21 protein-coding genes, 1 pseudogene and 1 riboswitch are annotated in these 19,264 nt (G+C 63.8%); of the genes and pseudogenes, 10 read left to right on the top strand and 12 right to left on the bottom strand.

Annotated elements, in window-relative coordinates; genetic code table 11:
* Positions 1–380, bottom strand: a 380-nt coding sequence (gene metW / locus EN993_RS15895; RefSeq protein ID WP_127264074.1) for a methionine biosynthesis protein MetW, incomplete at its 3' end; no start/stop codon positions are given.
* Positions 381–438: 58 nt separating this feature from the next.
* On the bottom strand, positions 439–1,608 hold the full coding sequence (locus EN993_RS15890) for a homoserine O-acetyltransferase (RefSeq protein ID WP_127264072.1): 1,170 nt from the start codon (positions 1,606–1,608) through the stop codon (positions 439–441).
* A 109-nt stretch (positions 1,609–1,717) separates the two neighbouring features.
* A riboswitch (SAM riboswitch) is annotated at positions 1,718–1,795 on the bottom strand.
* A 137-nt stretch (positions 1,796–1,932) separates the two neighbouring features.
* On the opposite strand from EN993_RS15890, the gene hisC reads away from it, so the two are divergent.
* On the top strand, positions 1,933–3,042 hold the full coding sequence (hisC, locus tag EN993_RS15885; RefSeq protein WP_109671623.1) for a histidinol-phosphate transaminase: 1,110 nt from the start codon (positions 1,933–1,935) through the stop codon (positions 3,040–3,042).
* Between the two features lie 6 nt (positions 3,043–3,048).
* Positions 3,049–3,984 carry a prephenate/arogenate dehydrogenase family protein gene (locus tag EN993_RS15880; RefSeq protein WP_206532373.1) on the top strand — a complete coding sequence of 312 codons (936 nt, stop codon included), beginning with the start codon at positions 3,049–3,051 and terminating at the stop codon, positions 3,982–3,984.
* A gap of 154 nt (positions 3,985–4,138) precedes the next feature.
* Here the strand turns inward: EN993_RS15880 and EN993_RS15875 are convergent, their stop codons facing one another.
* Together EN993_RS15875 and EN993_RS15870 are read right to left on the bottom strand one after the other, a co-directional pair.
* Positions 4,139–5,074: a sugar kinase gene (locus EN993_RS15875; protein ID WP_127264071.1), complete on the bottom strand. Its 936-nt coding sequence runs from the start codon at positions 5,072–5,074 to the stop codon at positions 4,139–4,141.
* A 7-nt stretch (positions 5,075–5,081) separates the two neighbouring features.
* Entirely contained in the window at positions 5,082–6,083 is a 1,002-nt protein-coding gene (locus tag EN993_RS15870; protein ID WP_127264069.1) for a DUF2125 domain-containing protein, read from the bottom strand.
* Positions 6,084–6,234: 151 nt separating this feature from the next.
* Between EN993_RS15870 and EN993_RS15865 the strand changes: the two genes are divergently transcribed.
* The 3 genes from EN993_RS15865 (at position 6,235) to EN993_RS15855 (ending at position 8,542) form a co-directional block, all read left to right on the top strand.
* Complete coding sequence (locus EN993_RS15865) at positions 6,235–6,756, top strand: gamma-glutamylcyclotransferase (RefSeq protein ID WP_109671627.1); 522 nt, start codon at positions 6,235–6,237, stop codon at positions 6,754–6,756.
* A 120-nt stretch (positions 6,757–6,876) separates the two neighbouring features.
* Entirely contained in the window at positions 6,877–7,824 is a 948-nt protein-coding gene (locus tag EN993_RS15860) for an aldo/keto reductase (RefSeq protein ID WP_127264067.1), read from the top strand.
* 91 nt (positions 7,825–7,915) lie between these two features.
* Positions 7,916–8,542 (top strand): LysE family translocator, encoded by a 627-nt coding sequence (locus tag EN993_RS15855; protein ID WP_127264065.1) that lies wholly within the window; start codon positions 7,916–7,918, stop codon positions 8,540–8,542.
* Between the two features lie 25 nt (positions 8,543–8,567).
* Here EN993_RS15855 and EN993_RS15850 read toward each other — a convergent pair whose 3' ends face one another.
* Both EN993_RS15850 and EN993_RS15845 read right to left on the bottom strand, forming a co-directional pair.
* Positions 8,568–9,368: a 1-acyl-sn-glycerol-3-phosphate acyltransferase gene (locus EN993_RS15850; RefSeq protein ID WP_127264063.1), complete on the bottom strand. Its 801-nt coding sequence runs from the start codon at positions 9,366–9,368 to the stop codon at positions 8,568–8,570.
* 124 nt (positions 9,369–9,492) lie between these two features.
* Entirely contained in the window at positions 9,493–10,395 is a 903-nt protein-coding gene (locus EN993_RS15845) for a LysR family transcriptional regulator (RefSeq protein ID WP_126070680.1), read from the bottom strand.
* 191 nt (positions 10,396–10,586) lie between these two features.
* On the opposite strand from EN993_RS15845, the gene EN993_RS15840 reads away from it, so the two are divergent.
* Positions 10,587–11,219, top strand: coding sequence for a pyridoxamine 5'-phosphate oxidase family protein (locus tag EN993_RS15840; protein WP_109671634.1), 633 nt, complete (start codon positions 10,587–10,589; stop codon positions 11,217–11,219).
* On the opposite strand, the gene EN993_RS15835 is transcribed toward EN993_RS15840, so the two are convergent.
* The 3 genes from EN993_RS15835 to ftsE all read right to left on the bottom strand — a co-directional run bounded on the left by EN993_RS15835 (position 11,220) and on the right by ftsE (position 13,726).
* Positions 11,220–11,945 (bottom strand): YdcF family protein, encoded by a 726-nt coding sequence (locus EN993_RS15835; RefSeq protein WP_109671635.1) that lies wholly within the window; start codon positions 11,943–11,945, stop codon positions 11,220–11,222. It lies immediately after the preceding gene.
* Positions 11,946–12,078: 133 nt separating this feature from the next.
* Positions 12,079–13,074: an ABC transporter permease gene (locus EN993_RS15830; protein ID WP_126070678.1), complete on the bottom strand. Its 996-nt coding sequence runs from the start codon at positions 13,072–13,074 to the stop codon at positions 12,079–12,081.
* Entirely contained in the window at positions 13,067–13,726 is a 660-nt protein-coding gene (gene ftsE / locus EN993_RS15825; protein WP_010911739.1) for a cell division ATP-binding protein FtsE, read from the bottom strand. Before ftsE ends, EN993_RS15830 begins: the two co-directional genes overlap by 8 nt.
* A gap of 192 nt (positions 13,727–13,918) precedes the next feature.
* Here ftsE and EN993_RS15820 point away from each other — a divergent pair, with 192 nt between their 5' ends.
* From EN993_RS15820 to EN993_RS15810, 3 genes are all read left to right on the top strand, one after another.
* On the top strand, positions 13,919–14,563 hold the full coding sequence (locus tag EN993_RS15820) for a hypothetical protein (protein ID WP_127264061.1): 645 nt from the start codon (positions 13,919–13,921) through the stop codon (positions 14,561–14,563).
* A 24-nt stretch (positions 14,564–14,587) separates the two neighbouring features.
* Complete coding sequence (gene hpt / locus EN993_RS15815) at positions 14,588–15,130, top strand: hypoxanthine phosphoribosyltransferase (protein WP_056583612.1); 543 nt, start codon at positions 14,588–14,590, stop codon at positions 15,128–15,130.
* A 74-nt stretch (positions 15,131–15,204) separates the two neighbouring features.
* The gene (locus EN993_RS15810; protein WP_164548794.1) at positions 15,205–15,576 is read left to right on the top strand and encodes a response regulator; all 372 of its coding nucleotides are present in this window, start codon (positions 15,205–15,207) and stop codon (positions 15,574–15,576) included.
* Here the strand turns inward: EN993_RS15810 and EN993_RS15805 are convergent, their stop codons facing one another.
* A complete protein-coding gene (locus EN993_RS15805) occupies positions 15,577–16,524 on the bottom strand; it encodes a DMT family transporter (RefSeq protein ID WP_164757677.1) in 948 nt (315 codons plus the stop codon).
* Between the two features lie 223 nt (positions 16,525–16,747).
* Between EN993_RS15805 and EN993_RS15800 the strand changes: the two genes are divergently transcribed.
* Positions 16,748–17,629 (top strand): LysR family transcriptional regulator, encoded by an 882-nt coding sequence (locus EN993_RS15800; RefSeq protein WP_127264059.1) that lies wholly within the window; start codon positions 16,748–16,750, stop codon positions 17,627–17,629.
* On the opposite strand, the pseudogene EN993_RS15795 reads toward EN993_RS15800, so the two are convergent.
* A pseudogene (locus tag EN993_RS15795) lies at positions 17,608–17,979 on the bottom strand (glyoxalase superfamily protein). The gene EN993_RS15800 and the pseudogene EN993_RS15795 overlap by 22 nt on opposite strands.
* Before the next feature lie 53 nt (positions 17,980–18,032).
* Positions 18,033–19,264: TIGR02302 family protein (locus EN993_RS15790; RefSeq protein WP_127264057.1), on the bottom strand; the 1,232-nt coding region annotated here is incomplete at its 5' end.

The following is a 19,264-nucleotide window of genomic DNA, read 5'->3' as shown; positions in this document are numbered from 1 at the left end:
GACAGGCGCACCCGCCAATGGCCGAAATTGGGGAAGGACACGATGGCGCGGTTGCCGATCCTGAGCAGTTCGTCGAGCACCAGCTTCGGGTTGCGGGTGGCCTGCAGCGTCTGCGACAGGACGACGAAGTCAAAGCCCTTGTCGGGATAGAATTCGAGGTCCTTGTCGGCATCGCCCTGGATAACCGAGAGGCCGCGCGCCACGCATTCGTTGACGCCGCGCTGCGACAGCTCCAGTCCACGGCCGTCGACCTGCTTGGTGTCCTGCAGCAGTTCGAGCAGCGAGCCGTCGCCGGAACCGACGTCGAGCACGCGCGACTGCGGTGGGATGAGGTTGGCGACGACCTCGAGGTCGACGCGCTGGTCGCGGTTGACACTCATGGCTTCGCCTCCTGCCTGGCGCATGATCCCGATCCGAAAAGTCTGCAATTTTTCGGGGTCATGCGCTGAGCCCTCTCGCCCGGGCCGCCGATCCGATGAAGCCGTTGATGGCGGCAAACAGTTCCGGCTCGTCGAGCAGGAAGGCATCGTGGCCGCGGTCGGTCTCGATCTCGACGAAGGATACCGATGCGCCGGCCGCGTTGAGTGCGTGCACGATCGAGCGACTCTCCTCGGTCGGGAACAGCCAGTCCGAGGTGAAGGACACCAGGCAGAAGCGGGTTCTGGTGCCTGCGAAGGCATCGGCCAACCGACCGCCATGATCGGCGGCGAGGTCGAAATAGTCCATCGACCGCGTCATGTAGAGGTAGGAATTGGCGTCGAAGCGATCGACGAAGGTCATGCCCTGGTGGCGCAGATAGCTTTCGATCTGGAAGTCGGCGTCGAAGCCGAAGGTCAGCGCTTCGCGATCCTGCAGATTGCGGCCGAACTTCCGGTGCAGGGCGGCTTCCGACAGATAGGTGATGTGGGCGGCCATGCGCGCCACCGCCAGGCCCTTTTCCGGGCGTTTGCCGTGCTCGAAATATTTGCCGCCATGCCAGTCCGGATCGGCCATGACAGCTTGCCTTCCGACCTCGTGGAAGGCGATGTTCTGCGAGGAATGGCGCGCGCCGGTGGCGATCGGCAGCGCCGAGAAGACGCGCTCCGGATAGCTCGACGCCCATTCCAGCACCTGCATGCCGCCCATCGAGCCGCCGAGCACGCAAAACAGTTTCTCGATGCCGAAATGGTCGATCAGCATCTGCTGCGCGCGCACCATGTCGCGGATGGTGATGATTGGCAGGTCGAGCCCATAGGGCTTGCCGGTGGCGGGATTGGTCGAGGCCGGTCCGGTGGACCCAAGACAACCGCCGATGACGTTGGAGCAGATGACGAAGAAGCGGTTGGTGTCGATGATCTTGCCGGGGCCGATCAGCACTTCCCACCAGCCCGGCTTGCCGGTCACCGGATTGGTGCTGGCGACATGCTGGTCGCCGGTCAGCGCATGGCAGACGAGGATGGCGTTGGAGCGAGCGTCATTCAGCGTGCCGTAGGTCTGGTAGGCGATCTGGAACGGCGACAGCAGTGTGCCGGCATCCAGCTTGAGCGGCTTGTCGGAGCCAAAACGCAAAACCGGGCTCGACGGTTGGTCGGCCTCGTTGTTGGTTTTGCGGGCGCGCAGAACGGCCATGACATCCATCTCACACTTTGAATCCACGGCACCGCGCTTTCGAAAATCGATGCCGATGTCCGGCCGGTCGCGGACAACAAAAAACCGGCATTGCAGTCGCAAAGCCGGTTACAGGATGCAAACGGCCCTTTAGCAAGTTGTTTAACGTGGCTGCAAGCCGACCGGCCAAATCACCACGGAAGTTCGCACCTCTTCTACGGCTGTGGCGCGCCGGCGTCAACGGCCAGCCTTGGTCCGGTGGCTGTCACCTCTCGACATTGCGGGCCACGGCTTGTATTTCCGCTGCGGCTTCCCTCAGGAAGCGTTCTCGACGGATTTTGCGACATGAGCCAGACACCGGACAAGGCACGTCCAACCCCGCGCGCGGGCATCATGGACATCGACGCCTATGTGCCGGGCAAGAGCACGGCGCCTGCCGGCGTCGCCAAGGTCTACAAGCTGTCCTCGAACGAGAACCCGCTCGGTCCGTCGCCGAAGGCGATCGAAGCCGCGCGTGAAATTGCCGGCAAGCTCGACGTCTATCCCGACGGCACCGCCAGGCGGCTGCGCGAAGCGATCGCCGAGGTGCACGGCCTCAACCCGCAGAACATCATCTGTTCCAATGGCTCCGACGAAATCCTCGGCCTGCTGGCACAGACCTATCTGGCGCCCGGCGACGAGGCTGTCATCACCGAACACGCCTTCATGGTCTACAAAATCTACATCCAGTCGGCTGGCGCCGTTCCGGTGACGATCAAGGAAACAGACGAGCGCGCCGATATTGACGCCATCCTGGCCGCCGTCACGCCGCGCACCAAGATCGTGTTCCTCGCCAACCCCAACAACCCGACCGGCACCTATGTGCCGTTCCAGGAGGTGCGCCGCTTGCATGCCGGCCTGCCCAGGCACGTGCTTCTGGTGCTCGACGCGGCCTATGCCGAATATGTCCGCCGCAACGACTATGAAGCCGGCATCGAGCTGGTCAGCAGCGCCGAGAACGTGGTGATGACCCGTACCTTCTCCAAGATAGGCCTCGGCGGTGCGCGGATCGGCTGGATGTATGCGCCGATGCACATCGTCGACGCCATCAACCGCGTGCGGGGGCCCTTCAATGTCAATGCGACGGCGATCGAGGCCGGCATCGCCGCGATCCGGGACCGCGCTCATGTCGAGCGCAGCGTGACGCACAACGAGACCTGGCTGGCTTGGCTGAGCGAACAGATGACAGGGCTCGGTTTGCGGGTGACGCCCAGCGTCGGCAATTTCATCCTCATTCATTTTCCCGAGGACAAGAAACATTCCGCAGCGGCGGCGGACGACTATCTGACGGCGCACGGCTATATATTGCGGCGCGTTTCCGGCTACGGCTTTCCCAACGCGCTGCGCATGACCGTCGGCACTGAAGAGGCCAATCGCGGCGTTGTCGCCGCTCTCACGACATTCCTGAAAAGCTAGAACACCATGACATCACCGATGTTTGAAAAGATCGCGCTGGTCGGCATCGGCCTGATCGGCTCGTCGCTGGCCCGCGTCATCCGCCGCGAGGGCCTCGCCCGTCACGTCGCCATTTCCACCCGCAGCGCCGCGACGCTGGCGCGGGCTGAGGAGCTTGGGCTGGGTGATTCCTACACGACCGATGCGAGAGAAGCGGTCCGCGATGCCGATCTGGTCATCGTCTCGGTGCCGGTTGGCTCATCCGGCGCGGTCGCCGAGGAAATCGCGCCGGCGCTGAAGCCGGGCGCGATCCTCACCGATGTCGGCTCGACCAAGGCATCGGTCATCGCGCAGATGCAGCCTTATGTGCCGGCCGGCGTCCATTTCATTCCCGGTCACCCACTGGCGGGCACCGAAAAATCCGGCCCCGATGCCGGTTTCGCCGACCTGTTCGACAATCGCTGGTGCATCTTCACGCCGGTGCCCGACACCGATCCGGACGCGCTGGAGAGGCTGTCGGAATTCTGGCGGCGCTGCGGCGCCAACATCGACACGATGGACCCTCAGCATCACGACATGACGCTGGCCATCGTCTCGCACCTGCCGCACATCATCGCCTACAACATCGTCGGCACCGCCGATGATCTGCAGTCGGTGACCAAATCCGAAGTGATCAAATATTCGGCTTCGGGCTTTCGCGACTTCACCCGCCTTGCCGCTTCCGACCCGACCATGTGGCGCGACGTGTGCCTGCACAACAAGGACGCCATCCTCGAAATGCTGGCGCGGTTCTCGGAAGATCTGGCGTCGCTGCAACGCGCGATCCGCTGGGGCGATGGCGAAAAACTCTTCGACCTGTTCACCCGCACCCGCGCCGTGCGCCGCTCGATCATCGAGGCCGGCCAGGACATCGACGTGCCCGATTTTGGCCGTCAGGCGGTCGAACACCCTAAAGGGAGCTGATATTCAGGTGAGGCCGGCCTGCAAATGGCGGATACCTGCGCTTCCCCGTTCCACCGCGTCGCGGTAGAACTGTGCTCACGTACTTCAAGTACGCTCCGCTCCGGTTCTCGGTCTCAGCCATTTTCGACTCGGCCTGACCTGAATCTCAGCTCCCTTAGCCTTGTCGGGATGTCGGCCAGGTCGCAGCGACCATGGCCAGAGTCTCGGCGCGGTCCGGCGCGCCCAGCCTGCCGCCGAAGCGCAGGCATTTGAGCGCGGCGGCCGCACTGGCAAAGCGCAAAGCCTGCTCGACCGGCATGGCTTCCGCCAGCCCGACGGCGAAGGCGCCGTGAAAGACATCGCCGGCGGCCAACGTGTCGACGGCCTTGATTTTCGGCGCCGCGACATGGCGTACACAGCCTGCGGAACGGTCGTGCCACCAGCTCCCCGCCGCGCCGCCGGTCACCGCGACAAAGGCGTCGGTGCGGCTGGCGAGATCGGCGCAAGCCGTTTCCGGATCGAGCGCCTGGCCGCAGACAATGCGCGCCGCCGGCTCCGAAGCGACGATGTGCGTGGCGAGCGGCAACAGCTGTTCCAGGACCTCCAGCCGTGCGGTGTCGGCATCGAGGATCGCCGGACGGCCCATGGCGCGGGCCGCCTTCAGGGCAAGTGCTGCCGCACCCGGCCAGCGGACATCGACCAGTACGGCGTCGAATGCCATGAGGTCAGCGACCGGCAAGGCTTCGGGATCGGCGTGGGCAAGTCTGTCATAGAACGGCACGATGATGCGCTCGCCATGCGCGTCGACCAGGATCGAGGCCAGCGCCGAGCGGGCGCCTCTGACGCGGCGCACAAAGGTGCAATCGACGCCCTCGGCCTCGATGCCGGCGATGAGCTGGTCGGCGACGGCATCGTCGCCGGCACTCGCCCACAGCGATACCTCGGCACCCAGGCGGTGGGCCGCGCAGGCAGCGCTCGTCGCCATGCCCGAGGCGATCTGGACGCCGTCGGAGGCGATGAACTTTCCATGATGCATGGGCAGTGTCTCGACACGCAGGATGGTGTCCAACGTCAGTGCGCCAACACTCAGCAACCTCACGGGTCTTGCCATGGCAACGCTATTCCACCGGCTTGATCTTGCCCAGCGGAATGAAGCCGAGCGAGGCCTTGCCCTTGACCACCTTCAGCGGCATCGACGGTTCGTTGCCGAGCACCGCCAAGGCAGCAAAGCCCTGCTCGATCTGGCTTTTCTGCTCGGGTATGGCGGCGCCGAGGATCGCCGCCACCGCCTTCGGATCCTTCAGCCTGATCATCAGATCGGCGTTGATAAGGCCCTCGGCATCGACCGACAGCGGTCCCGAAACGGTGATGCGCGCCGTGCCCGACGACAGGTCGAGGTTGCGGATTTCGATCGCCTGGCCGCGCAGGCTTTTCACTTGCGTGCCGATCAGCGCGACGCCGTTCTTCAGCGTGACGTCGCCGCTGGCATCGAGCGCCGGCAGCACGCGCCCGCCGATCGCGTCGGGATCTATCTCGAGATCGCCAAAACTGCCGATATAGTCGATATCTCCGCCGTTCGGCTGCAACTGACCTGATGCCTTGCCGGCGCTGAACAGTTGCATCGGATCGGTGTCGTCGGCTGGATCGGTCTGGCCGGACAGGCCCTCCGCCTCCAGAGAAATCCGCTGCGGTAGCGGCCACCACAATTTGACGTTGGCTTGCAGATTGTCCCAGTCGATCCAGAGCGGCACCATGTCCGGAACGGAGGTCCTGAGCGGACCGCGCAGATTGGCTACCGGTGACAGAGGCTGGATGATCTGGGCGGCTGCGTTGAAGCTGCCGGCCGAAGCGGCGATGTTTTTGGCATCGTCCTCGTAGGCCAGGTTGTCGCAGGAGACGCTAAAGCTCAGGGGATAGCCGCTGACCTGCAGGTTGGCGCAGCCGGCTTCGACGCCAGTCTTGTTCAGCGTGGCGACCGCCTTGTCGGCCTCGGTCCTCACCCGGTCAGCCAGATAGAACCAGCCGCCGCTGTAGATGGCGAACAGCACGACGATGAACGCTGCAAGCCAGAACAGGCGGCGACCGTTGTTACTCGGCTGGCGTTCGTCACTTGACGTCATGCTTTGGCTCTCGTTAACGCAAGGGTGTTGCGGACGGACAGTCGATTCCGCCAACAACAGGTAGACAGAGACGAATAGGTAGACAGAGAAGGGCGGAAAAAACACCGATTCCCTGTGGTGCTGCCATTCTTTTGCAATCAGGCGCGGCGATATGGGCGATTTTTGGGTGTTTGGCTATGGTTCGCTGATTTGGCGGCCGGGTTTCGCGCATGTCGAGACACAACGCGCCCGTCTGCACGGCTATCGCCGGTCGCTCTGCGTCTATTCCTTCGTGCATCGCGGCACGCGTGAACGACCGGGGCTGGTACTCGGCCTCGACCGCGGCGGCTCCTGCATCGGCCTGGCGTTCCGCGTTCCCGGCGGCTTGCGCGACGAGGTCATCACCTATCTGCGCGAGCGCGAGCTGGTCACCAATGTCTATCTCGAGCGTATGCTCAAGGTTCGCCTCGACAGCGGCCGCACGGTCGAAGCGGTGACCTACATCGTCGACCGCCAGCACGAGCAATATGCCGGCGCGCTCGATGCGGCACATGCGGCGGCGGTGGTGCGCGGTGCCGTCGGCCAATCCGGCATCAACGAAGATTATGTGCTCAGCACGCTGGAGCATCTCAAGGCGCTGGGCATCCGCGACCACTGGCTGGAGGATGTCGCCAGGCAGGTCGCGCCTTTGTGAAGCTGGCTCTGCGGAAAAAGGCGGCCAGGCCTTTGACCTCGATCAGGCAAGACCTAGTTAGGCTTCGAACCTCAGCCAGTGGGCCGCATTCGCCCACCCCAATCATCCTGGAGATACGCCTTGCAGAAACGCCGTCTCGGTCGCACCGACCTGTCCATCGCGCCGCTGGTTCTGGGCGGCAATGTCTTCGGCTGGACCGCCGACGAGAAAACCTCGTTCGACCTGCTCGACCGCTTCGTCGGGGCCGGCCTCAACGCTATCGATACGGCGGACGCCTATTCGCGCTGGGTCTCTGGCCACAAGGGCGGTGAGTCGGAAACCATCATTGGCAAGTGGATGAAAGACCGGGGCAATCGTGACAAGGTCGTGGTGATCACCAAGGTCGGTTCGGATATGGGGCAAGGACACAAGGACCTGTCCGCCGCCTACATCGAAAAGGCCGTAGATGCATCGCTGAAGCGGCTGCAGACCGATGTCATCGACCTCTATCTGTCGCATTGGCCGGACCCGACGACGCCCTATGAGGAAACCCTTGGCGCCTACGAGAAGCTGCTCGCCAAGGGCAAGATCCGCTATGCCGGCTGCTCGAACCTCGACGCCGGCCAGTTGCGTGCCGCGCTTGATGTGGCGAGCCTGCGAAGCCTGCCGCGCTACGAGGTGCTGCAGCCGGAATACAATCTCTACGATCGCTCGTCCTTTGACGGGCCGCTGCGCGATCTGTGCGTGGCCGAGGACATCGGCGTCATCACCTATTTCAGCCTGGCCAAGGGTTTTCTCAGCGGCAAATACCGCAGCGAGGCCGATCTCGGTCAAAGCCCGCGTGGCGGTGGGGTGAAAGACTACCTCAACGCGCGCGGCATGCGCATCCTTGCAGCCCTCGACGCGGTTTCCGCCAGGCATTCGGCCAAGCAGGCGGAGGTGGCGCTTGCCTGGGTTATCGCGCGGCCAGGCGTTACCGCGCCGATCGCCAGTGCGACCAAGCCCGAGCAGATGGACAGCCTGATCAAGGCGGCGTCACTGAAACTGAGCGGCGCCGACATGGCCGAACTCGACAAAGCGAGCGGCTGACGTTTTCGGCGGCCGCTCCTCGCACGAACGTCCAAGACGACCCTCTTGTCTTGCCATAGCCTCCTTCGCACGGGGCAAGGCAGAGGGTGAGATGACTGAGCCGCTTCCTTCGCAGCCGGACTTTTGGCGCCAGCTGCTCGCGCTGGTGCTTGCCTCCGCCGTTGTCATGGGCAGCCCGGGGCCGGCAACGATAAGCGTGACCGCGGCCGGTGCGGCCTTCGGTTTGCGCCATTCGCTGGGCTATGCCTGGGGGATCATCCTGGGCACGATCGCCGTGCTTTTGGTCGTCGCGACGGGGGTTATGGCGGTGCTCTCGTCGATGCCGAAGCTGGCGCCGTTGCTGGCTGTCGCGTCCGCCGCCTACATCCTCTATCTCGCCTTCAAGATCGCCACGGCCCCGCCCTTGGCAGCACGTGCCGCCGAAGCTTCGCGCCCAACATGGCTGGCTGGGTTTCTTCTCGCGGTCGCCAATCCAAAGGCCTATGTGGCGATCGCCGCCGTGTTTGCCGGTGCCTCGTCGAAACAGGGCGCCGCTGAGCTTGGTCTATGGCTGAAGCTGGCGGCTCTTGCCCTGATGATCGTTGCCATCCACGCTCTGTGGCTTGTCGCGGGGGCAGCTTTCGCGCGCTTCCTGCGCCGGCCGGCGGCTTCGCGGGTCATCAATCTGGTCTTTGCCGCGACGCTGGTGTTGACCACTGCGCTGGCCGTGTTCGGTTGAGACCTGCCGGCCGGAGACTTCCGGTTCAGACTTTGGTTCTTGCAGCCGCGTCCAACTCTTGCAGCCTTTTCATCGCTGTCGGCGGCAAGGCAGGTGGGTTCGGGCCGCGCGCCGCATCAATCAGGAACTGGTCGCAGGCAGCCTCGGTCTCACCGATCAGCCGGGCCATGAATTCGTCCTTGCTCAGTCCCGGTGGAATCGGCGGCAGGAAGCGCGCCTTGATGGTGCCGGGATAGCGCAGGAATTTGCGGCGTGGCCAATAGAGGCCGGCGACATGGGCAACCGGCACCACCGGAATGCCAAGCTGCGCATAGATTTCGACGATGCCATATTTGTAGGCCGGCTCGTCGCCCGGCGCGCGTCTTGTACCTTCGGGGTAGATGATGAGCTGGCGAGGGTTGCGGGCCATCTCCTCCTTGGTTGCAGCGACCACGGCCTTCAGCGCTTTAGAGCGGCTGCCGCGATGAACCGGGATCATGCGCATCTTCATGATGTACCAGCCGAAGAACGGGATCCAGGTCAGCTCGCGCTTCAGGATGTAGAGCGGGTCCTGAAGGAAGGGGAAGAAGGCGATCGCATCCCAGAACGACTGGTGCTTTGGCGCCAGGATGAAGGAGCCCTCGGGCAGGTTTTCCTGGCCGGTGATGTCGTTCTTCGTTCCGGCGATCTTGTCATAAAGCCACATCGAGGTGCGCGACCAGAATTTCGGCACGAACCAGGCGCGGTGACGGGGCGACAGGAAGTAATAGGGGGTCCAGAGGATCATCTGGACGATCAGGTTGACGTAGAAGACGAAATTGAACGTCAGTGATCTGAAATAGAGCATTGGGGGAGGCCCGGTCAGGAGGTGAGCGTTGGTTACACCAAGCGCGGGGAAAAAGGAAATGGCCGTCGGGCGCTCTGATCGGCGAAGATGAGCGATCCGTCGATCGGCGAGCGGCCCGATTCCGCTACATCAGTCGCGCCAATCGCTCCTTCAGGCGTGGGGCGGCAAAATCGAGGAATGCGCGCAGCTTGACCGGCAGCAGGCCGTGGCCTGCATGCACCAGGCTTACCGGCCATGGCTTTGGCTCGAACTCCTGCAGCAGGACGCGCAGCGTGCCGGACCGCTGTGCGGCTTCGATCTGGTAGGAAAGCACCCGTGTCAGCCCGACGCCGGCAATCGCTGCATCGATGGCCGCTTCGGCGGTGTTGACCTGAAGCCGTGAGCGAACCTGAATCGGGATTTCGGCCTTGCCCCTGGTGAAGCTCCAGGTGGTGGCGGAAGCAAGCCTCTCGAAGGTGATGCAGCTGTGTGTTCCGAGATCTTCCAGGGTCGTCGGCGTGCCATGCTCGGCCAGATAGGCGGGGTTGGCGCACACGACGCGGCGGATCGCGCCGACGCCAATGGCGACCAGGCTCGAATCGGGCAGTTGGCCGATGCGGATGGCGAGATCGAAATGGTCCTCGACCAGCTGGGTTATGCGGTCTGCCAGCGTCAGGCGGATGTCCACGTCGGGATAGGCGGCGAGGAAACCGGTGACGACCGGCAGCACATGCAGGCGGCCAAAGACGACCGGCGCGGTGATGGCCAGTTCGCCGGTCGGCGCGCTGTATTCGCCGGCTGCCGTGCGTTCGGCCTCACCGACCTCGTCGAGGATGCGGCGGCAGGCGGCAAGATAGGCCTGGCCGGCATCGGTCGGCGTAAGCCTGCGCGTCGAGCGGTTCAGGAGGCGTGTGTTCAGGTGGCGCTCAAGATCGGAAATCTTGCGGCTGACCGTCGCCAGCGGAATGCCGAAACGGCGGCTGGCCTCGGAAAGGCTGCCGGCCTCCACCGCGGCGACAAAGAGCGACATGGCTTCGAGACGATCCATAGCTTCTTCCGAAAAATGGGAGGACAGGTTACGAATATGCCATCTGCATTTCATTGATGGAAGGCTCTATATTCGATGTGTCGGCCTGCCTGCACGGGCTGATCGTCTGCTCGGCCAGCGGCCGGACGATCACCCAACATTGTAGGAACTCGGGCTTTGGATGAATTCCCGTTCCGGGCAAGGAGGTTTCGATGAACGCGCATGCTTTCACCAGCGACGTCGCCTTCACGCCGACGGTCAAGGCGATCCAGGCCCGCAAGGGCTCACGCCAATCCTATGCCCGAGTCGAGGAGCGTGGCGGCTGGCAAGCTGTCATCACCCCTGACCTTGCCGCCTTCATCGAGATGCAGACCAGCGTCTTCCTGTCGACGGCCAATGGCGATGGCCAGCCCTATATCCAGCATCGCGGCGGGCCTGCCGGCTTCCTCAAGGTGCTGGATGAACACACGATCGGCTTCGCGGATTTTGCCGGCAACCGGCAGTTCATCACGCAGGGCAATCTGGCCGACAATCCGCAGGCCTTCCTGTTCCTGATCGACTACATGCACCGCCAGCGCATCAAGCTCTGGGGTACTGCGCGCGTCGTCGAGAACGATGCCGAACTGATGGCGAAGCTGATGCCGCAGGATTACAAGGCGCGCCCCGAGCAGGTCATCCTGTTCACGGTCTCGACCTGGGACGCCAATTGCCCGCAACATATCCCGCAACGGTTCGAGGCAGCCGACGTGGCGGCCGCACTCGGCGAGAGGGACAAGCGCATCGAGCGACTTGAACAGGAGATCGCACGTCTCAAGGGGAATTCAGGCGCCGCCGCAGGGGAATGATCAGCCGCCGGCCGCGGTTTCGGCCAGCGCGATGCCGTTGGGCGTCGGCTTGACCGGCACGATGCCGCGCGCCAGCGCCAGCAAATATTTGTTGTATTCGGTGAACAGCACCCGCAAGGCCCGCGGCTTGGTCAGCCAGCCGCCATTGTCGAGGTTGGAATTGACCACCGGATAGGGCTCGAGCTTGGCGCCGTGCAGCAGCCGGCCCATCTCAAGCAGGCTGCGCGGCATATGATAATTGTTGGTGACGAGGATCACCGTGCCATAGGCATGGCTCTCGACCCATTTGGCGCTTTCCTCGGCATTGCCGATCGTGTCGAGCGCAGCGCGGTCGATGTCGACACAGCAGGAGAACAGCCTGACGTCACCACCGGTCGCCGCCTGCAACTGGCGACGGCTGGCGGAAGGATGCACACCGCTGATCAGCAGCCGCTCGCCCTTGCCGGACGCCAGCAGATCCATCGCGGCATCAAGGCGGGACTGGCCGCCGGTCAGCACGATGATCGCGTCTGCCTTGGCCGGGTTGGCGGGCGTTGTCAGGTGACTGACCTTGTTGGCGAACCAGCCGAAGCCGCCGGCAAACAAAGTTGCGAGGATGAGCACAGAGAGAGCGGATAGGCGCAACGCGGCCCTTAGACGGCTCACCGTGCTACGGTCATGCGAACGGGCAACCACCACTGGCATCTGCCCAGCCGTACCGGTCGATTCCCGCGCGTCCATAGCCATATGGTTAGTCCTGAAATGCGCCCTTGGGTAGGTAAAAGACGCACTTTGCGTTACGTGAATTCTCCATCCGTGATCACCCTGTCTTATCCATGCCGTTGTCCCAAAACCGGTTCCCACTTTTGGGCGACATGGATCACCCTGCATCCGGTTGGCGGACATCGATGTCGCTGAGATAGGCAACGACGGTGGCGTGGGACGTCGCAGCCGTGAGCCCGCCGATCACCAGCACCATCAAGACGACACCGAGATAGCCTGCCGAACCGATGGCGAAATTGCCGAATAGGGCGGTTGCCTGGTCGGCCTGCGGTGTCGCCATGTTGCGCGACGACCACCAGGAAAAGACGATGAAGACGAGCACTGCCGCCGCCCCGCCGGCCGCCGCGCCCTTCATGCCGGTGACCAGGAAATGACGGCGGAATTCGCGTGCGATGAATTGTGCCTCGGCGCCGACGAAATGCAGCACCTCGATGATGTGGCCGTTGCCGGCCATGGCGCCGCGCGTTGCGAACACCACGGTCAGCACCGTCGCCGACAGCATCAGCGCCAGCACGGCGATGCCGATGGTCACCGTGGTGCGGGCCATGGCGACCAGCCGGTCGACCCAGGTGCGGTGATCGTCGAGCGATGCGCTCGGCAGTTTCGGTGTGATCGCGGCGCGCATGGCGGCGAAATCGGGCGGGCTGTTCTCGTCGATGGTGACGATGATCAGGCGCGGCACCGGTAGCTCGTCGATGTTGAGGCCTGAACCCAGCCATGGCTCCAGCAGCCTCGCGGTTGCCTCGCGATCGATGATCTTGGTTGCTTTGACGCCGGGAAACTCGCCGGCGATCTGCGAGGCCTGGGCAAGGGCTGCCTCCATGTCCAGGCCGTCGACCGGCTTGACCTGGATCGTCGCCTCGCGCGAGATCTGGTTCTCCCAGACAGACGCGGTGTCGCGCACCAGCGTCACCGCGCCGAAGGTCAGGCAGGACAGGAAGGTCATGATGGCGATGACCAGCACCAGCGCCCGGCCCGCGATGTTCTGCGCCGGCACGATCGGCGCCATCCTGCGCTGGGCGCGCGGCTTTGCCTCGCTCGCCTCGGCGTCCTGCTCTCGTTCCACAAGATGGTCGGCGGACAGCTCAGTCATAGATGTCCAGCCTTCCGCCGGCCAGGATCATGCGGCGCGCGTCGACCTGTTCCATCAGGCCGAGGTCGTGGGTGGCGATGACCACGGCGGTGCCCAGACGGTTGAGCTCGATGAACAGCCGCAGCAGGCGTCGCGCCAGCGGCGGATCGACATTGCCGGTCGGCTCGTCGGCGAGCAGGATTTCCGGCTGCTCGATCAGCGCACGCGCGATCGCCGCGCGCTGCTTCTCGCCGCCGGACAGAACTGGCGGCAGCACATGCATGCGTTCGCCCAGCCCGACCCACTTCAACAGCTCGGTGACATCGGTGCGGTAGCTCGCCTCCTCGCGCCCGCGTACGCGCAAAGGCAGCGCGACGTTCTCGTAGGTGGTCATGTGGTCGAGCAGGCGAAAGTCCTGGAACACCACGCCGATGCGGCGCCGCAGATGCGGCAGTTCGGTACGCGAGATGCGTGAGCGATCCTTGCCGAAGATGGTGATCAGCCCGCGCGTTGGCTTCAGCGACATGAACAGCAGGCGCAGCAAGGTCGTCTTGCCGGCGCCCGAAGGCCCGCTGAGGAACTGGAAGGAGCGCTCCGGAATGTGCAGGGAGATGTCGCGGAGGATTTCCGGACCCATGCCATAGCGGAGGCCGACATTTTCGAAACGAATCAATTTCGGCGACCTGAAATTCGGCACGGCGGCGAGCCGGCCTGTTCTGGGTAAAGACCATCGGCCGGCATGGTTAACCGGCGGTTAATTCCTAGGCTCTTTCGGCTCGTCACGAGGGCTCCAGTGGGGAAGCGTTAACCATTTATGTTTACGCAAAAGAAACGAAAAGCGAACACGTGCTGCAATGCTGGGGCCATGATGCCTGACGATCGAACCGCGCGCCCGGTTTCCGGCGAAATCATGACCGATCCGGCGGCAATTGCCGCTACGGACCGGTTCATGCGTGGTTCGGCTGTCGACATCGTCGATGCCGACTACGTGGTGATGCCACGTCTTGTCCCTGCCGTGGAAAGCGTTTCACCGCTGCCGCGCGCGATCGTCACACCGCCCATCGAGGGCATGGATATGCTGCGCAAGCCCGAGGCCCCGGCGGAACGGCCGCCGGCCTCGCGAGGCGGGCCGATCTTCTGGATCGCGGGCATCGGCGCCGCGCTGGCCGCCTTCTGGGTCTCCGGCGGGCATGCGTTGATGCGCCAGGCGCCGTTCCTGTCCGGTGCGCAGGCCTCGGCGCTCAGCATTTCGGGCGTCACATCACGCGTCGACGCCTCCGGGCCGAACCCCGCGCTATTCGTCGATGGTGAGGCCGTCAATGACGGTGCGAAACCGGCGCAGTTGCCGCCGCTCGAAATCCGGGTGACTGGCAATGACGGGCGCACAACCCGCTATACGTTGGGGACATCCGGCCGCGCGCTGGCGTCCGGCGAAAGATTCGGCTTTGCCAGCCGGCTCGACGTGCCTAAGAACGGCGTAAGGACCGTTTTGGTCACTTTCGCCCAATAGGCGATCACCGGGGAAAGACCACCAATGCCCATCGTACGCGGCAAGGACATCGAAGTCCTGTTTTCGGCATCGGCGATCGCGCGGCGCAATCTCGAGCTTGCCAAGGAGATCGCCGGCCACGATTATCACGATTTGCTGGTGATCTCGGTGCTGAAGGGCTCGTTCATCTTCGCCGCCGATCTCATCCGCGCCATGCACGATGTCGGCCTGTCGCCCGAGGTCGAATTCATCTTCATCTCCAGCTACGGCGCCGGCACCACCAGCGGCGAGGTGAGGGTGCTGCGCGACATCGACAATGAGGTCGCCGGCCGTGACGTGCTGTTGATCGACGACATTCTCGAATCGGGCAAGACGCTGAGCTTCACCCGCGACCTGATGCTGTCGCGGGGCGCCAAGAGCTGTTCCATCGCGGTGCTGCTCGACAAGCGCATGCGCCGCCAGACCGCGCTCAATGCCGACTATGTCGGCTTCGACTGCCCCGACTATTTCGTCGTCGGCTACGGCATGGACGTTGCCCACGCTTTTCGCGAGTTGCCGTTTGTCGGCGTCGTCAAAGGGGACGTGTGAGCGACATCAAAAATGCTTGGCGATGCTGCGCGCTTTCAGGAAAAGTCAACTTTTCAGCGCCAAATATGCCGGCCATGGCAAAGCTTCTGATCGTCGAGGACGATGAGTCCGTCCGCACCCTGGCAGCCCGCGCGCTTGAACGCGCCGGGCACACAATCGATATCGCGGCGGACGGCGCGCAAGGGCTTTCGCTGATCCAGGCCGCGCGTGGCGGCTACGATCTTGTCGTCTCCGACATCCGCATGCCGGAGATGGACGGCATCGAGATGGCGATCGCGGCGGCAGCGCTCTTCCCATCGATGAAGATCATGCTGATGACCGGCTATGCCGACCAGCGCGAGCGTGCCGAGGAATTGAACGGCATTATCCTCGATGTCGTGCAGAAGCCTTTTACGCTGGCCGAAATCCGCTCGCGCGTCGAACGGGCGCTGATCTGCTTCGCCTGATCAGGCTGGATCGGCAGCAGTGAGCACGGGTGCAGCGCTCTTGCGCCGTTCGGTGTTGAGCGCCATCAGGCCGGCGCCGATGATCAAGGCAGCACCGATCACGGTTGTCGACCGTGGTACTTCGGCGAAGAACAGGAAACCCCACAGCGGCGACCACAGGATGCCGGTGTATTCGAAAGTGGCAACGCGGTTGGCCGGCGCCATCCGGTAGGCCTGCGACAGCAAGATCATACCTGCCGAAGCGACGAAACCGCAGGCCGCCATCTTGAGAAAATCGGGCAGCGTCGGCCACAGCCAGGGCCGCACCAGGAATTCCAGGCTCGGGTGGACGGCGTGAGTTATGCCAGCAAGGTGAAACGCGCCGGCCACCACGGCGGCGCCAACCAGATAGGCGCCGTTCTGATAGAAGGCCATGACGGTGGACGATTCGGTATCGCCGATCTTGCGGGCCATCAACTGCGAAAAACCATAGAGCGCCGCCGAGCCCAGTGACAGCAGCGCCGCCCAGTCGAACAGCCCGGCGCCCGGGCGCAGCATCACGAGGACGCCGAACAGCCCGATCAGCACGGTCGCCAGCGTCCGCCAGGAGACGCGCTCGCCAAGATACGGCCCGGCCAGCGCCATGATGAACAGCGGCGCCATGAAGTAGAGCGCCACCGCATCGGCCAGCGGCAAGGCAGCGATGGCCAGATAGTACACCGTATAGGAGGTGAACTGGATGAAGGCGCGCACAGTAAGCATGCCGAATCGCCTCGACAGGATCGCCCGCAAGCCGACATCGGCATGGACCAGAAAGATCAGGATCGGCAGGGCGACGATCGAGCGGATCGCCATCACCTCGGTCACCGGATAGAAGCTCGACACGGCTTTGACGAGCGGATCCTGCAGCGAGAAGACCAGCACGCCCAGACACAGGCTCAGGATGCCGCGCACCATCCGGTTCTGCATGAGGATTCCAGGCTCCAGTACCGCGCCCGCAAGCACGCTTGTGCAAGTGAAAAAAGAACCCGCCACCGTTTCGGGCAGCGGGCACGAGTGAGGACTCTTGATTGGTCCGCGGCTGATTTCGCAGTCGCATATCCAATGGGCGTGGCCACTATCATCCTGCGTTTGACATGTTGCAAACGAATTGGAATGATGCCAGCGATCAAATTTCCTTATGGCGGATTTCATGCGACCGACCCTCGACAGCGACCTCCTGCGCACCTTCGTGGCGATTGCCGAGACCGGCAATTTCACCAAGGCGGCGGAGCAGGCCGGCCGCACCCAGTCGGCGGTGTCGATGCAGATGAAGAAGCTCGAAGAGCTGATTGGCGACAGTCTGTTCGAGCGCGGTTCGCGCGGCGTCGCGCTGACGCGGCGCGGCGGCGAACTCATCGTCAACGCCCGCCGCATTGTCTCGCTGCTCGACGAGACGTCGGCGTCGATGGCGGCGCCGCCGCTCGGCGGGCCGGTGCGCATCGGCATTCCCGAGGAGTATGGCCACGCCATCCTGTCGCGCGCGCTCGGTGCCTTTTCGAAGCGCCATACACAGGTCGAGGTCACCGTGCGCTATGCGCATTCGGGGGCACAGATAGCCGCGCTTGCCGCCGGCGAACTCGATCTGTGCGTGGTGTTTGAATGGCAGGATCCTGCCGGCGGCGAAGTGCTGATGCACGATCCGACCGTGTGGGTAACGTCGACCCTGCACCATATGCATGAGGAACAGCCGGTGCCGATCGCACTCTACAACCGGGCCGGCTGGTGCAAGGACTTCGCCATCAAATCGCTGGAGCAACGCGATCTTGCCTATCGTGTCGCCTATACCAGCGACACCACCGGCGGCCTCAAGCTCGCCGTCACCTCCGGACTGGCGATCGCGCCGATTTCACGCAGCAACATTCCCGACGGCTGCCGTGAACTGACGACCGCGGACGGGTTCGGCGCCATCGATTCCTCGAATGTGGTGATGCACCGCAACCCGAATGCGTCAGGCGAGGCGATCGACGGTATGCAGGAGGCAATCCGCGAAGCGTTCGTCAACAGGCTCAGTCAGCCGGCGGCATCTTCATAGAAATGCAGGCGGTTGCCGAATGGATCGGCGACCGATACCTCGCGGGTCTTCCACGGCGTCTCTTCCAGGCCCGGCTTGGCGAACCGGTATTTCTTGCCGATCAGTTCGCCATGCAGCGCGGCGATGTCCTCGACCTTGATGCGCACGGCAATGCCGGGTGCACCGTCGCCGTGATGTTCGCTGAGATGCAGGACGCAGCCATCGCGGCCGATCGCCATGTAAAGCGGCGCGTTGTCGTCGAAGCGATGCTCCTACTGCACCTCGAAGCCGAGGAAGCCGACATAGAATTCACGCGCCTTGGCAATGTCGAAGATGCGCAGGATGGGCGTGACGGCGCCAAGTCTAGGCATGGTGGTGCAACCGTTGAAGAGGGTTTTCGGGGGGGGTGGGAGGCGGGCAATCCCTATTTCAGCTCGAGCAGCCGTTCGAGATAGCTGCGTTCGATGTCGGGGCTGAGCGCATTGCCGAGCCGCTTGCGGATCGCTTCCAGAATCTGGCGGGCGCGCTGCACGTCGATCTCGTCGGGCACCTTCACCGAATCGCCGAAATCGGGACCCTGGCTGGCGCGCGGCCGGCCGAGCGGGTCACGATCGGCGTTCTGCTGGCGGCCGCCTTGCTCGCTGCCGCCCTGGTCGCCCTGCATGGCCTGCATCTGCTTCATCATGTCCTTGGCGCCTTTGCGCAGCGCTTCCAGCGCCCGGCCCTGATGGCCGACGGCCTCGTCGCCTTGGCCTTCGCCGAGCGCCTGCTCGGCATTGCCCATGGACTTGCCGGCCTCGCCAAATCCTTCATTAGGCTCCATGCCCATGCCTTCGAGGCCCTTCTTCAGCTGCCCGAGGTCGCTTTTCAGCTGGCCCTGTCCCTGCTGCAGCTGTTTCAGCGCGTCGGCGAATTCCTGCGGTGTCATCGGCTTTTGCCGGGCGAGCGGATCGCGGTCCTCGCCGACCCCTGGCTTGTCCTCACCCTGGCCGTTGCCTTCGCCGAGCTGCTCGTCGCGGTTCTGTCCGCGCTGGCGCTCGCCGCGCTGCATCTGGTCCATGCGGAAGGTGTCGTTCATCATCTCCTGCTGGCGCCGCAGGATCTCGCCGAGCTTGTCCATCTGCTGGCGCATCTCGCTGTCCTGTTGGCCGCCTTGCTGCTGACGGCCGGCCTGCAGATTGTTCATCATGTCCTGCAGTTGCGACAGCAATTGCTGGGCCTTGTCGCGGTCGCCCGACTTCGCCAGATTCTCGATCTGGTCCATCATGCGGTCGATGTCGCTCTGGCGCAGTTCCTGGCCGTTCTGCTGCATCTGCGGTGCGCTGGGATTCTGCTTGGCGCGTTCCGCGAATTCCTGCAGGAACTGGTTCATCGCCTCGCGCAGTTCCTTCATCGCCTTTTCGATTTCAGCGTCGCTGGCGCCATTCTTGATGGCGTCCTGCAGCACCTGCTGCGCCTGGCGCAGCCGCTTTTCCGCGGCCGAGAGATTGCCTTCCTCGATGCCAAGCGCGATTTCCCAGAGATAGGAGACCTCGCTGCGCAACTGATCGTCGCTGTCGGCCATCTTCAGCCGGCTGCGGGCGCTCACGATGGCGAGGTAGTGGGACATGTTGTCGAACGTGTCTTCCGGTCGCAGCGTGATGGCGTCCATCAGGT

Origin of the sequence: Mesorhizobium sp. M7D.F.Ca.US.004.01.2.1 (assembly GCF_003997785.1) — a bacterium.
Taxonomy (GTDB): domain Bacteria; phylum Pseudomonadota; class Alphaproteobacteria; order Rhizobiales; family Rhizobiaceae; genus Mesorhizobium; species Mesorhizobium loti.
Note: the sequence above shows the minus strand (reverse complement) of the source record. Positions and strands in the feature narration are given on the sequence as shown.